Annotated in this window: 15 protein-coding genes; 4 read left to right on the top strand and 11 right to left on the bottom strand. The window is 73.5% G+C overall.

What is annotated here, in order from left to right:
• Positions 1-32: 32 nt before the first annotated feature.
• From C892_RS30425 to C892_RS0108305, 11 genes are all read right to left on the bottom strand, one after another.
• Positions 33-224 (bottom strand): hypothetical protein, encoded by a 192-nt coding sequence (locus C892_RS30425; protein WP_083932690.1) that lies wholly within the window; start codon positions 222-224, stop codon positions 33-35.
• A 285-nt stretch (positions 225-509) separates the two neighbouring features.
• Positions 510-818: an acylphosphatase gene (locus tag C892_RS0108350; RefSeq protein ID WP_017556820.1), complete on the bottom strand. Its 309-nt coding sequence runs from the start codon at positions 816-818 to the stop codon at positions 510-512.
• A gap of 116 nt (positions 819-934) precedes the next feature.
• On the bottom strand, positions 935-1,810 hold the full coding sequence (gene mutM, locus C892_RS0108345) for a bifunctional DNA-formamidopyrimidine glycosylase/DNA-(apurinic or apyrimidinic site) lyase (protein ID WP_017556819.1): 876 nt from the start codon (positions 1,808-1,810) through the stop codon (positions 935-937).
• A 4-nt stretch (positions 1,811-1,814) separates the two neighbouring features.
• A complete protein-coding gene (gene rnc / locus C892_RS0108340) occupies positions 1,815-2,540 on the bottom strand; it encodes a ribonuclease III (protein WP_017540051.1) in 726 nt (241 codons plus the stop codon).
• A 276-nt stretch (positions 2,541-2,816) separates the two neighbouring features.
• Positions 2,817-2,993 carry a 50S ribosomal protein L32 gene (gene rpmF / locus C892_RS0108335; RefSeq protein ID WP_017540050.1) on the bottom strand — a complete coding sequence of 59 codons (177 nt, stop codon included), beginning with the start codon at positions 2,991-2,993 and terminating at the stop codon, positions 2,817-2,819.
• Between the two features lie 75 nt (positions 2,994-3,068).
• Entirely contained in the window at positions 3,069-3,686 is a 618-nt protein-coding gene (locus C892_RS0108330) for a YceD family protein (protein ID WP_017556818.1), read from the bottom strand.
• 174 nt (positions 3,687-3,860) lie between these two features.
• Positions 3,861-4,331, bottom strand: coding sequence for a pantetheine-phosphate adenylyltransferase (gene coaD / locus C892_RS0108325; RefSeq protein ID WP_017556817.1), 471 nt, complete (start codon positions 4,329-4,331; stop codon positions 3,861-3,863).
• Between the two features lie 58 nt (positions 4,332-4,389).
• Complete coding sequence (rsmD, locus tag C892_RS0108320) at positions 4,390-4,995, bottom strand: 16S rRNA (guanine(966)-N(2))-methyltransferase RsmD (protein WP_017540047.1); 606 nt, start codon at positions 4,993-4,995, stop codon at positions 4,390-4,392.
• A 107-nt stretch (positions 4,996-5,102) separates the two neighbouring features.
• Positions 5,103-7,313 (bottom strand): ATP-dependent DNA helicase RecG, encoded by a 2,211-nt coding sequence (recG, locus tag C892_RS0108315; protein ID WP_017556816.1) that lies wholly within the window; start codon positions 7,311-7,313, stop codon positions 5,103-5,105.
• A 144-nt stretch (positions 7,314-7,457) separates the two neighbouring features.
• Positions 7,458-8,183 carry a cellulose binding domain-containing protein gene (locus tag C892_RS0108310; protein ID WP_026124227.1) on the bottom strand — a complete coding sequence of 242 codons (726 nt, stop codon included), beginning with the start codon at positions 8,181-8,183 and terminating at the stop codon, positions 7,458-7,460.
• 148 nt (positions 8,184-8,331) lie between these two features.
• Complete coding sequence (locus tag C892_RS0108305; protein WP_017556815.1) at positions 8,332-9,342, bottom strand: thiamine-phosphate kinase; 1,011 nt, start codon at positions 9,340-9,342, stop codon at positions 8,332-8,334.
• A 144-nt stretch (positions 9,343-9,486) separates the two neighbouring features.
• Here C892_RS0108305 and C892_RS0108300 point away from each other — a divergent pair, with 144 nt between their 5' ends.
• The 4 genes from C892_RS0108300 (at position 9,487) to cydB (ending at position 13,071) form a co-directional block, all read left to right on the top strand.
• Positions 9,487-9,720, top strand: a complete 234-nt coding sequence (locus C892_RS0108300) for an Lrp/AsnC family transcriptional regulator (protein ID WP_026124226.1) — start codon at positions 9,487-9,489, stop codon at positions 9,718-9,720.
• A gap of 17 nt (positions 9,721-9,737) precedes the next feature.
• The gene (locus tag C892_RS0108295) at positions 9,738-10,199 is read left to right on the top strand and encodes a DUF3515 domain-containing protein (protein WP_017556814.1); all 462 of its coding nucleotides are present in this window, start codon (positions 9,738-9,740) and stop codon (positions 10,197-10,199) included.
• A gap of 335 nt (positions 10,200-10,534) precedes the next feature.
• Positions 10,535-11,986, top strand: coding sequence for a cytochrome ubiquinol oxidase subunit I (locus C892_RS0108290; protein WP_017556813.1), 1,452 nt, complete (start codon positions 10,535-10,537; stop codon positions 11,984-11,986).
• Positions 11,987-12,021: 35 nt separating this feature from the next.
• A complete protein-coding gene (gene cydB / locus C892_RS0108285) occupies positions 12,022-13,071 on the top strand; it encodes a cytochrome d ubiquinol oxidase subunit II (RefSeq protein ID WP_017556812.1) in 1,050 nt (349 codons plus the stop codon).

Here is a 13,071-nt window from a genome sequence, read left to right as displayed (position 1 = left end):
TTTATGCCGAGTGCGTGATAGTGCTGCGGATATTACGCGAGCGCGGGCTCGCGGTCGGTCGCGCCGACGGCGACATCGGCGACGGACGCGGACAGCTGGTCATTGCGCGCCTGGAGTCGACCGATCTCGTCTTCGAGGTCGCGTACCCGCTTCTGCAGTCGTCGCATCTCCTGAACCATTCGAGGGTCAGGACCGCCGACGTGGCCGAGTAGAGCCTTCGCCATGATGTGGGTCCTCCACACTGAGTGACCAGATGAGGTTCACACGCATATGAGCCACGAGAAGGATCGCGCCACCCGCCTCGTGGGTGGATTCGGAGCGCGGTCTGCCTTCCAGAGTCTCACCGCGGACGTCACTGGTCAAGGTTGCACGGAACTGTCGGTAATCACGCTGTGACCTGGGCAGGACACAGCGCACGATCCGCACGGAGGCACCCCGGTCCCGCTGTTCCCGCCGTGCGGGAAACGCTGCGGGGGGCGCCCGCGAATCGCGTCACCCCACCAGGATACTCAACGCTCGACGAACCCGGTGGAGGAACCCCGGTACTGTGCCCAGCTCTCCACGACAGCGTCGACGCGCCCCGGCGTCGCACCACCCCTGAGCTGGGAGAGCAGCTCCTCACAACGGTCGCGCGGCCCCTCGGCGACGACCTCGACGCGCCCGTCGGACAGGTTGGTCGCCGCGCCGGTGAGCCCCAGCTCCAGCGCCCGCGCGCGGGTCCACCACCGGAAGCCGACGCCCTGCACCCGTCCGCGCACCCAGGCCGTCAGCCGGACGCGCCCGTCCCCGGATGCGGCGCCGTCGCCGGTCTCCCCCATGGCCGGTCCTCCCCGTTCCCTCTCGTGTCGCTCGGTCCGCACCGCGCCGCCCCGCACCGCAGCCCGGCACAGCGTCGCCCCGATCCGCCCCGCACCGCCCCGCGCGGGCCCCACCGTCATCCCGCGGGGCGGGCGCCGCGGGGCCGCGGCTGGCAGCGCGGGCAGGTGTAGGAGGAGCGGTTCATGAACGCGTCCCGGCGGATGGCCGTGCCGCACCGCTCGCAGGGCTCGCCGCCGCGCCCGTAGGCCTTCAGCCCGCGCTCGAAGTAGCCGCTCTCCCCGTTGACGTTGACGTACAGCCCGTCGAAGGAGGTCCCGCCCTCCTTCAGGGCCTCCCGGAGCACGTCCCGCACCTGCGCCACCAGCAGCGAGACCTGCGCCTTGCGCAGGCCCGAGGTGGGCCGCTCCCCGTGCAGGCGCGCCCGCCACAGCGCCTCGTCGGCGTAGATGTTGCCGATACCGCTGACCAGCGACTGGTCGAGCAGTGCACGCTTGATCCCGGTCCGCTTGCGGCGCAGCGCGGCGGCGAACGCCTCCTCGTCGAACAGCGGGTCCAGCGGGTCGGGGGCGATGTGCGCGACCACGTCGGGGACCACGCCCCCGTCGGGCGCCTCGACCAGCGGGGCGACCATCAGGTGCCCGAAGGTGCGCTGGTCCACGAAGCGCAGCTCACGGCCGTCGGCGGGCATCGGCAGCCGCACCCGCAGGTGCCGCTCGGCCGGCGCCTCCCCCGGCTGCACCAGCAGCTGGCCGCTCATCCCCAGGTGCGCCAGGAGCGCGTCCCCGGAGTCCAGCACCAGCCACAGGTACTTGCCGCGCCGGGCGGTCCCGGTGGCGGTGCGGCCGGCCAGGCGGTCGGCGAAGTCGCGGGGGCCGGCCGCGTGGCGGCGCACCGAGCGGGGGTTGAGGACCTCGACGCCCTCGAAGGCGCGGCCCACCGCCCAGCGCTCGACGCCGCCGCGGACGACCTCGACCTCGGGAAGCTCGGGCACGGTGCTACCCCTGCGCCTCGGTGGAGGCCCCCGAGCGGGCGCGGATGGCCTTCCAGGCCGACTCGGCGGCCTGCTGCTCGGCCTCCTTCTTGCTGCGGCCCTCGCCGGCGCCGTAGTCGGTGCCGGCGACGCGCACGGTGGCGCGGAAGGTCTTCTGGTGGTCGGGGCCGCTCTCGTCGACGTGGTACTCGGGCACCCCGAGCATCTCCGAGGCGGTCAGCTCCTGCAGCGAGGTCTTCCAGTCCAGCCCGGCGCCCAGGCCGGAGGCCGTGGAGATGAGCGGGTCGAAGAGCCGGTGCACCAGTTCGGAGGCGGTGTCCAGGCCGCGGTCCAGGTAGACCGCGCCGATGATGGCCTCCAGGGTGTCGGCGAGGATGGAGGACTTGTCGCGCCCGCCGGTGCCCTCCTCGCCGCGGCCCAGCCGGATGTAGCCGCCGATGCCCAGGCCGCGCGCGACGTCGGCCAGGGCCCGCATGTTCACCACCGCGGCGCGGAGCTTGGCCAGCTGCCCCTCGGGCAGGTCGGGGTGCTCGCGGAACAGGGTGTCGGTGACGATGAGCCCCAGGACCGAGTCGCCGAGGAACTCCAGGCGCTCGTTGGTGGGCAGGCCGCCCTTCTCGTAGGCGTAGGAGCGGTGCGTCAGCGCCCGCGCCAGGACCTCGCCGTCGATTTCCACGCCGATGGCCTTGTGGAACTCCTTGGCCTCGGCCGCACTGATCTGAAAGGACACCGGACGCTCACTCCCTAGATCCACGGCGGCCCGCCGCCCCGCCGGCCGGGGCACACGGCCGCTTCCGAGCCGTCCAGGGTCGCTCGAAGCCGTGGTGGCCGCCGCTGCGCGGCGGGCGCGGGGCGCCGCACCGCCATCGGCGGCCACCACGACCTCGGGATGGGCCCGAATCGGCGCGAAGTCAAGCTTATTCGAGGTTGTCGGTCTGGGGGCGGCCCAGCCCAAAAGGCGGGCCCGCTCCCGGTTCCCCAGGGACGGGCCCGCCCTGTGCGCGCGCTAGGCCGGGTTGACGGCCTGGCGGTTGTTGTAGGTGCCGCACGTCGGGCAGGCGACGTGCGGGAGCTTCGGGTCGCGGCAGCGGGGGCAGTTCACCAGCGACGGGCGCTTCGCCTTCCACTGGGAACGGCGCATACGGGTGTTGGCCCGCGACATCTTCCGCTTCGGGACGGCCACTTCAATCCTCCTGGGTCACCCCCGCGGCGCGGGAGCTCACTTACCGGTACACCCCCGCCGATCGCGGGGAAGAACTCAGCTGTCGCCCGAATCCAGGCCCAGCTTGCGCAGCGCCTCCCACCGGGGATCGACGCGCTCGCCGTGGCCGTGGTCGGCGCCGGCCTCGGCGAGTTTGACACCGCACTCGGCGCACAGTCCGGGGCAGTCGTCCCGGCAGAGCGGCGAGAGCGGCAACGCGAGCACGGTCGCGTCGCGGACGACCTGCTCGAGATCGAGCAGGTCTCCTTCAAGATAGTAGTCCTCTTCGTCGGCGTCCGCGTCCGCGCCCTCCTCGGGGCGGCCGTAGGCGTCCTCCTCCGGGTAGTGGAAGAGCTCCTGGAAGCCGGACTCGAAAGAGGCCGACACGGCGTCCAGGCAGCGCCCGCACTCGCCCTGGTACCGGGCCCGGACCGTGCCCGTGGCCAGCACCCCCTCCAGCACCGCTTCGAGCCGGAAGTCCAGCTCGACGTCGGAGCCCTCGGGAACGGAGGCCATTCCGGTCGCCAGCGACGCCGGTGCGGGCACCATGCGCGTCATGGTGCGCATGCTGCCGGGCTGCCGCCCCAGCGGCCGGGTGTCGACCGCGAACGGGGACCGGGGATCGATACGAGTCAGTGTGATCGCGCTTTCGGTACGGTCGGCCGGGGCCGACACGGGTTGTCGCCGGACGTGGCCGCGGCCCCTTCCCCGCGCGCGGCACGCGCGAACAAGGGACCGCGGTCAAACCGTCAGTCTAGCGACCGGGCAGGTCGGGCCCAAATCGCCAGCGGGCGCCGGGCCGCCGGCCGGCTCATCCGCCGCCCGTGCGGTGGGCCCCGCAGGCGCCGCTCAGCCGCTCTCGGCGAACTTGCGGCGCAGGCGCTCCTCCACATAGGGGGTGACCAGTCCCTCGACGTCGCCGCCGTACTGGGCGACCTCCTTGACCAGGCTGGAGCTGAGGAAGGAGTACTGCGGGTTGGCCGTCATGAACACCGTCTCCGCCTGCGCCAGGCGGTAGTTCATCTGCGCGATCTGCAGCTCGTAGTCGAAGTCGCTGACCGAGCGCAGGCTGCGCACGATCACCTCGATGCCGTTGTCGCGGCAGTAGTCGACGAGCAGCCCGTCGAAAGTGTCGACCGTGACGTTGTCGAAGGGCTTGACGCTCTCCTGGAGCATGTCGAGCTTCTCGTCGACACCGAACAGCCCGCGCTTGTTGACGTTGGTCAGCACGGCGGCCACGACCTCGTCGAACTGCCGGGCGGCCCGGCCGATGATGTCGATGTGTCCGTTGGTCACCGGGTCGAAGGACCCGGAGCACACGACGCGTCGGCGCACGGTGGGGTGCTCCTTCCTGCCGGGCGGGGCGGCAGGCGCCGCCTTACCCGGGATTGTGCCCCGCGGCAGGGGAATGGTCGGGACGACTCGCGGCGCGACCGTACCAAAGCGCCGCTTCGCCGTACCGGCGCACCCTGGCCCCCGCATAGCCGCGCGGCCAGTCGGGGTCGGGGCCGCGCGCGGAGCGCTCCAGCACCACCAGCGCGTCCGGGGCCAGCCACCCGTGGTCGCGCAGCGCGGCGAGCACCGCGCCGACCTCGTCCTCGCCGACCGCGTACGGCGGGTCGGCCACCACCAGGTCGTAGGGGTCGCCGCCGGGGCCGCGCTCCAGCACCCGGGCGACCCGGTCGGCGGCCAGGTGCGCCCCGGGCAGGCCGAGGGAGGAGATGTTGCGCCGGACCACCGCGGCGGCCCTGCGGTCGGCCTCGACCATGAGGGCGTGCGCGGCGCCCCGGGAGAGCGCCTCCAGCCCGATCGCCCCCGACCCGGCGTACAGGTCGAGCACCCGCAGCCCGTCCAGCGGCCCCAGGTCGGACTGCGCGGAGGCGAAGAGCGCCTCACGGGCGCGGTCACTGGTGGGGCGGGTGGTACGGCCGTCGGGGACGGCGATGCGGCGCCCTCCGGCCGAACCGGCGATGATGCGGGTCATGGGCCAAACCGTACCGGGACGGCACGGCGGGCGGGCCTCCGGAGCGCGCCGCCCCCGCCGACCAGGGCGCACGGGCCCGCCGACGGCCTCAGGCCTTCTCCAGGCGCTCAGGCCTTCTCCAGGAACTCGGCGCGGTCCTCGCCCAGGAGGTCGTCCAGCGCCCGGGCCAGCGGGGGGTGGGAGGCCAGCTCGGGGTCGCGCTCGACCAGGGCGGCGGCCTCCTCCCGGGCCTCGCCGATGAGGTCCTCGTCACGGAGCAGGGTGAGCATCTTCAGCGACGAGCGCTTGCCGGACTGGGCGCCGCCGAGCACGTCCCCCTCGCGGCGCTGCTCCAGGTCGACCCTGGACAGCTCGAACCCGTCGGTGGTGGCGGCCACCGCGTCCAGCCGCTGCCGGGAGGGCCCGCCCTCCTCGGCCTCGGTGACCAGCAGGCACAGCCCCGGCAGGCTCCCGCGCCCGACGCGGCCGCGCAGCTGGTGCAGCTGGGAGACGCCGAACCGGTCGGCGTCCATGATCGCCATGACGGTGGCGTTGGGCACGTCCACGCCCACCTCGATGACGGTGGTGGCGACCAGGACGTCGGTCTCCCCCGCGGCGAAGCGGCCCATCACGGCCTCCTTCTCGTCCGGGGAGAGCCGCCCGTGCAGCGCCTCCACCCGGAGACCGGACAGCGGCCCCTGGCTCAGCGTGCGGGCCACCTCCAGGACGGCCAGCGGAGGGCGGCGGGCCTCCTCGCCCTCCTCGGGGGCGGGCCCGGCGGCCCCCTCCTCGTCCCCGTCGTCGCCGCCGATGCGCGGACAGACGACGTAGGCCTGGCGCCCCTGGGCGGCCTCCTCGCGGATCCGCTCCCAGGCCCGGTCCAGGAAGTGCGGCTTGTCCCGGGCGGGGACCACGTGCGTGGCGATGGGCGAGCGCCCGGCGGGCAGCTGGTCCAGCGCGACCACGTCCAGGTCGCCGTAAACGGTCATGGCCACGGTGCGCGGGATCGGCGTGGCCGTCATCACCAGCACGTGCGGGCGCCCGTCGGCCGCCTTCTCGCGCAGCGCGTCGCGCTGCTCCACGCCGAAGCGGTGCTGCTCGTCGACGACGACCAGCCCCAGGTCGGCGAAGGAGACGTGCTCCTGCAGCAGGGCGTGGGTGCCCACGACGATCCCGGCCTGCCCGGAGGCCGCCTCCAGCAGCGCCTCGCGCCGCGCGGAGGCGGCCTGGGACCCGGTGAGCAGCGCCACCCGGGTGGCCCGGTCGGCGCCGCCGAGCAGCCCGGCCTCGGCCAGCGGCCCCAGCATCCGGGTGATGGAGCGGTGGTGCTGCTGGGCCAGGACCTCGGTGGGGGCGAGCAGCGCGGCCTGGCCGCCGGCGTCGACCACCTGGAGCATGGCGCGCAGCGCCACCAGCGTCTTGCCGGCGCCCACGTCGCCCTGGAGCAGCCGGTGCATGGGGTGCGCGGAGTCCAGCCCGTCGGCGACGACCCCGCCGACCTTCCGCTGGCCCTCGGTCAGTTCGAAGGGCAGCGCGGCGTCGAAGGCGTCGAGCAGGCCGTCCCGAACGCGCGGCCGGGGCTTGGCGGGGACCTGCCCGGCGGCCTTGCGCCGCTGCGCCAGGGCCAGCTGCAGCACGAAGGCCTCGTCCCACTTCAGGCGCTTGCGGGCGCGTCCGATGTCGTCGGTGTCGGCGGGCCGGTGGATCTTCTCCAGGGCCTCGTCGATGCCGACCAGGCGGTGCCGCTCGCGCAGGTCCGGCGGGAGCGGGTCGGCGAACCCGCCGCCGCCCTCGGCCTGGTCGAGCAGGGTGGCCGCGCAGCGGGCGATGGTCATCGATGCCAGGCCCTTGGTGGCGGGGTAGACCGGGATGGGCCGGTCGGCGAACTCGCGGGCGCGCTCGTCGCCGGTGCCGTCGTCGGGCAGCATCTCGTAGACCGGATGGGCCAGCTGCTTCTTGCCGCGGTAGGTGGAGACCTTCCCGGCGAACATGCCGCGCCGCCCGGGGCGCAGCTCCTTGAGGTGGTACCCGGCGTTGTGGAAGAAGGCCAGGGTGAGCCGCCCGGTGCCGTCGGTGATCACCACCTCCAGCAGGCTGCGGGGGCGCCCGCGGCCGCCGCCGCGCAGGTCGCGCTTGGTGGCGCTGAGCACCTCGGCCACCACCGTGGCCTGCTCGCCCTCGGCCAGGGCCGCCAGGTCGGTGAGCTCGCCGCGGTAGGCGTACCGGCGCGGGTAGTGCCGCAGCAGGTCGCCCGCGGTGTGCAGGTCGAGTTCGGCCGCGAACTTCTTGGCCGCGGCCGCCCCCTGCGTGGTGCGCAGCGGCTCGTCCCAACTGATCACCGGCTCTCCTCACGTCGCGCAGGTCCGCCGGACACCTACCGTAGGACCTCCCTGCGACGGGTGGGGGCGAGCGACCCGGCCGGGGCGGCCCCGGCACCGGAGCGGCCGCGCGGAACGAGGGACGGAGAGAGCGGGGCCGATAGCTCAGAGGGAGCAGGACTCACCGTTGAAGACGCAGGTGCTGGGGGCCTGCGCGGTGCCCTCGGCGGTGAAGTTGACCTCGACCGACTCCCCCGGGGCCAGTCCGTCGCCCCAGTCGGGGGCGCGGGCCACCACGCCGTCGCCGGTGGCCTCCCATTCGACGTCCCAGGCCGAGGTCACCGTGGCCCCGTCGAAGCCGAGCACCAGCTCCCAGCCGTCCAGCGTGTCCGCGCCGGTGTTGGTCAGGGTGACCCGACCGGTGAAGTTCGAGGACGAGGCGTCCACGGTGGTGTAGGACATCGCCGCCGGCTCTCCGGCGGCGCTCTCGCGCCCGGCCTCCCCGGGGCCGCCGTCGCCGGAACCGTCAGCGCCGTCGGCGCCCTCCGTGACCCCGGTGCCCTGCTCCTGCTCGGCGCGGGCCTCGCCGCCCCCGGTGCCGTCCCCGGGCGCGGCGGAGGGGCCTCCGGCCGGTCCTCCGGACGGGGAGGTCCCGTGCTCCACCGGGGGCTCGCTGAACCTGAGGTAGATCTGGGTGGTGCTGTAGCCGAAGAGCACGAGCCCCAGGGTGACGCCGGAGAGGAGCAGGACGCTCAGCAGGCGGGGCGGGCGAACCTTCTTGGGCACGGTGCTGCCGAGCACGATGCCGACGGTCTGCAGGGGGCCGGACTGCTCGGGCTCTGAGCGGTGCGCACCGCGCCGGGCTTTGCCGGACCCGTCATTGCGCCCCATAACGCCAAGCCTTCCGATCCGCTCCCCGTCCGTCGCCCCGCACATGCGGCTCGGGGCGCCAGCTTAGCGTGATTTACCCCCCAAACCCGACTCTCTCACCTTCCGCACATCCACCCCCTGCGCGACCGGGCAGCGCAGGCCCCGCGCCTTACCGGCCGAAATGGTCCCAACCGCCGCGCGCGGGCGCGCGCCCGTCCAGGGTCACCCGCGCCTCCTCGGGGCCGGACGCCTCGTGGACCGAACCGATGACCGTCCACCCCTCGGGCGGGGGGGCGCCGGGCGGGAACGCGGCGGCGAGCGCGTGGTCCTCGCCGCCGACCGCCATCAGGTCCACGGCCGCCTCCCGGGGCGACCGCCCCGCGCCGCCCGAGGGGTGGCCCGATGCGGCGAGCAGCTCCACGGCGGCGATCAGCTCCGGGGCGGGGACCAGGGCGTCGCGCCGCAGGTCGATCCGCACCCCGGAGGCCTCGGCGATGTGCCCGAGGTCCTGGGTGAGGCCGTCGCTCACGTCGAGCATGGCGGTGGCTCCGGCGAGGGCCGCATGCGGCCCCTGGGCGTAGGGGGGAGACGGGGAGCGGTGCTCGGCCACCGCCGCGCGCGCGGCGTCGGCGTCGGAGCGGCCGGACTCGAAGAGGGACAGCCCGGCGGCCGAGAGCCCCAGCGGCCCGGTGACCGCGATCCGGTCGCCCGGCCTCGCCCCGCTCCTGAGCACGGGGCGGGAGCCGTCCAAGGATCCCAGGGCGGTGACCGAGACGGTGAGGGTGGGCGAGCTGACGGTGTCGCCGCCGACGACGGTGCACCCGACCTCGGCGCACTCCTCGCGCACGCCCTCGGCGAACTCCTCCGCCCAGCGGACGGGGAGGTCGGTGGGGGCGGCCAGGCCGATCAGCAGCGCGGTGGTCCGCGCGCCCATGGCGGCGATGTCGGCGGCGTTCTGCGCCACGGCCTTGTGGCCGATGTCGCGCGCGCGGGACCAGTCGAGCCGGAAATGCCTCCCCTCGACCAGCACGTCGGTGCTGGCCACCACGCGCCGGTCCGCGGCCGAGACGATCGCGCCGTCGTCTCCGGGCCCGAGGATTACATCGTCCGTCTCGGGGAATCTGGCGGTCACGCGCGCGATCAGGCCGAATTCGCCCAGGTCCCCAATGGTGCTCGACACAGCCCTCAGGGTACGGTGACCAATCCGGCGCAGTGGTCGAGGGCGTGTTGACCCGCGCGTACCCCGTCGAAATCGGCGCGCGGCCCCATCCGGACGCCGTCGCCGTATCCGCATGTTCTCCGGATGACCTGGGAGGGTTCCACCATGGTGCAGGCCTATGTTCTCGTGCAGACCGAGGTCGGCCGGGCCGGTGATCTGGCGGAGCTCATCCGCGGGATCGACGGAGTCAGCGAGGCCGAGGACGTGACGGGCCCCTACGATGTCATCGTGCGCGCGCACGCCGACGACATCGACGCCCTCGGGCGGCTCGTGGTCGCCCGCATCCAGCGGCTCGACGGCATCGCGCGGACGCTGACCTGCCCCATCGTGCAGATCTGAGCGACCCGGGAGGGCCGATGCGCAAGGGAGCGGCGGGCGCCGCGGCCACAGGGCTGGTCCTGCTGGCCGGGTGCACCGGCGGCGGGGTGGACATGCCGGTCCCCGAGCCGGACGCCGAGACCGCGGAGCTGTGCGAGGGGCTGGCCGAGCGGCTGCCCGAGACCCTCTTCGGCCAGGAGCGCACCCAGGCCCAGGCGGACTCCCCCCTGGTGGCGGCCTGGGGCGACCCGGTGATCGCGCTGCGCTGCGGGGTTCCGCGGCCCGACGCCTACCGCCCGGACTCCGAGCTGATGGTCGTGGACGAGGTCGCCTGGCTCCCCGAGCCCCAGGACGAACCCACGATGTACACCGCGATGGCGCGCGAGGCCTACGTCGAACTGTCGGTCCCGGCCTCCTACGGGGCCCCCGCCCAGGGGCTGGTGGCGATCAGCGAGGCGATCTCGGCCGAGATCCCGGCGCTGCCCCCCGGCGAGTACTGACCCGCCCCCTCTCCTCCGCCCCGGCACCGGCGACCGGCCCGCAGTCGACGGAGGCGGACGCTGAGGCGTCCGTCACCCCCAGCGGCCCGCCCAGGGCGCCCCCCGATTCACCACGGCCGCGGGCCCGGCGCGCAACGGCACCGGAAAAGTCCGCATCGCCCCTGGTAAAGAGCGGCCCGCCGGTGCGGCGCCCGCGGCCGGGCCCGCCTATCGTCGTCCTCGGACCCACCCTGCGCCCGCAGGCGGGGGCGGCCCCTCGGTGGATCTACTACATCCCGTAGCACTACGCTGTGTCGTACTACGACTTGTCGGTCCATTGCTGGCTGGAGAGGCGCATGGAAGCACTCGACCTGGCTCGGTGGCAGTTCGGTATCACCACCGTCTACCACTTCCTGTTCGTACCGCTGACGATCGGCCTGTCGGTCATCGTGGCCTCCCTCCAGACCGCCTGGTACCGGACGGGCAGGCACGAGTACCTGCGCGCCACCAAGTTCTTCGGCAAGCTCTTCCTGATCAACTTCGCCATGGGCGTGGTCACCGGGATCGTGCAGGAGTTCCAGTTCGGCATGAACTGGAGCGAGTACTCCCGCTTCGTCGGCGACGTCTTCGGCGCACCGCTGGCCATGGAGGCGCTGCTCGCCTTCTTCCTGGAGTCCACCTTCATCGGGCTGTGGATCTTCGGGTGGGACCGGCTCCCCCGCGGCGTGCACCTCGCCTGCATCTGGCTGGCCGCGATCGGCACCAACCTGTCGGCCTACTTCATCCTGGCCGCCAACGCCTGGATGCGGCACCCGGTCGGGTTCACGGTCAACCCCGAGAACGGCCGCACCGAGCTGACCAGCATCGGGGCCGTCCTGGCCAACCCCCAGGCCTGGTCCACGTTCCTGCACGTGGTCTCGGCCGCCTTCATCACCGCCGGGCTGTTCGTCGCCGCCGTCAGCGCCTTCAAGCTCTGGCGCGCCCGCCGGCACGGCGACACCGGGGAGAAGGGCGTCGAGCCGCCCGCCGGCGACCACGAGCTGTTCCGCAAGACGCTGCGCGCCGGCATGGTCGTCACCCTGCTCGCCGGGATCGTCGTCGTCTACTCCGGTGACCACCAGGCCAAGCTCGCCGCCGAGTACGAGCCGATGAAGCTGGCCGCCGCCGAGGCCCACTGGGAGACCGAGGAGGGCGCGCCCTTCTCCACCTTCGCCGTGGGCGACACCGACAGCGGCGTGAACACCATCGACATCACCATCCCCCGCGTGCTCAGCTTCCTGGCCACCGGCACCATCGACGGCACCGTCGAGGGCATGAACGACCTCCAGGAGCAGTACGAACAGGAGTACGCCGAGTACGGGGACGTGGACTACATCCCCAACGTGTTCATCATGTACTGGTCGTTCCGCCTGATGATCGGGTTCGGCCTGTTCGGGGTGGCCGTCTCCGCGCTCGGGCTGTGGCTGACCCGCAAGCGCCGCCTGCCCCGGACCCGCTGGTTCTACTACGCGGCCGTGGCCGCGCTGCCCGCCGCGCTCGCGGCCAACATCCTCGGCTGGGTCCTCACCGAGATGGGCCGCCAGCCCTGGACGGTGCACGGGCAGCTGCTGACCGCGCACAGCGTCTCCCCCGGCGTCAGCCTGGGCCAGGTGGCCCTGTCGCTGACCGTCTTCACCCTCATCTACGGCGTGCTCGCCGTCGTCGAGGCCGGGCTGCTGTGGCGCTACGTCAAGGGCGGCCCCTCGCACGTGGTGCCCGAGCCCGAGGAGGGCGAGGACACCGGCGACGTCCCCGCCTTCGTCTACTGACCCCCCGCCCGCGCCCGCGCTAGGAGACCTCAGACATGGATCTGGCAACCGTCTGGTTCATCGCCATCGCGGTCCTGTGGACCGGCTACTTCATCCTGGAAGGGTTCGACTTCGGTGTGGGGATCCTGCTCCCCGTCCTGGGCAGGCGCGACGTCGACCGGCGGGTGATGATCAACGCGATCGGCCCGATCTGGGACGGCAACGAGGTGTGGGTGATCACCGCCGGCGGCGCCATGTTCGCCGCCTTCCCCGCCTGGTACGCCACCGCCTTCAGCGGCTTCTACCTGCCGCTGCTGCTGATCCTGCTGGCGCTGATCGTGCGCGGTGTGGCCTTCGAGTACCGCGGCAAGGGCGACACCGACCGCTGGCGCGCCTGGTGGGACCGGGCCATCTTCTGGGGCAGCGCCCTGCCCGCGTTCCTGTGGGGCCTGGTCTTCGCCAACATCGTGCGGGGGATGCCGGTCGACGGCGACGAGATCCTGCGCGCCGGGGTGATCGACCTGCTCAACCCCTACGCGCTGCTGGGCGGGCTGACCACGCTGTCGCTGTTCATCCTGCACGGGGCGCTGTTCCTGACCCTCAAGACCGGCCAGCCGGTGCGCTCCCGCGCGCGCACCGCGGCGCTGCGCACCGCCTGCGTCGCCGTGCCGGCCGGGGCGGTGTTCCTGGTCTGGACGCAGCTGGCCCACGGGAAGACCTGGACGTGGCCGATCGTGGCCGTCGCCGCGGCCGCCCTGGTCGCCGGCGTCGTCCTGGCGCTGCGCGGCTCGGAGGGGCGCTCCTTCGCCTGCACCGCGGCGACCATCGGCCTGGCCTCGGTGACGCTGTTCGGCTCGCTCTTCCCCGCCGTGCTGCCCTCCACCCTCGACCCGGCCTTCGACCTGACCGTGGCCAACGCGTCCTCGGCGCCCTACACCCTGACCGTGATGAGCTGGGTCGCGGCGGTGTTCCTCCCGGTGGTGATGGGCTACCAGGCCTGGAGCTACTGGGTCTTCCGCAAACGGGTGACCCGCGAGCACATCGAGCCGGTGCCCGCCTATGGTGGCGGAGACGGGCAGGACCAGGCTCCCGCCCCCGCCGAGTAG

Origin of the sequence: Nocardiopsis baichengensis YIM 90130 (assembly GCF_000341205.1) — a bacterium.
Taxonomy (GTDB): domain Bacteria; phylum Actinomycetota; class Actinomycetes; order Streptosporangiales; family Streptosporangiaceae; genus Nocardiopsis_A; species Nocardiopsis_A halophila.
Note: the sequence above shows the minus strand (reverse complement) of the source record. Positions and strands in the feature narration are given on the sequence as shown.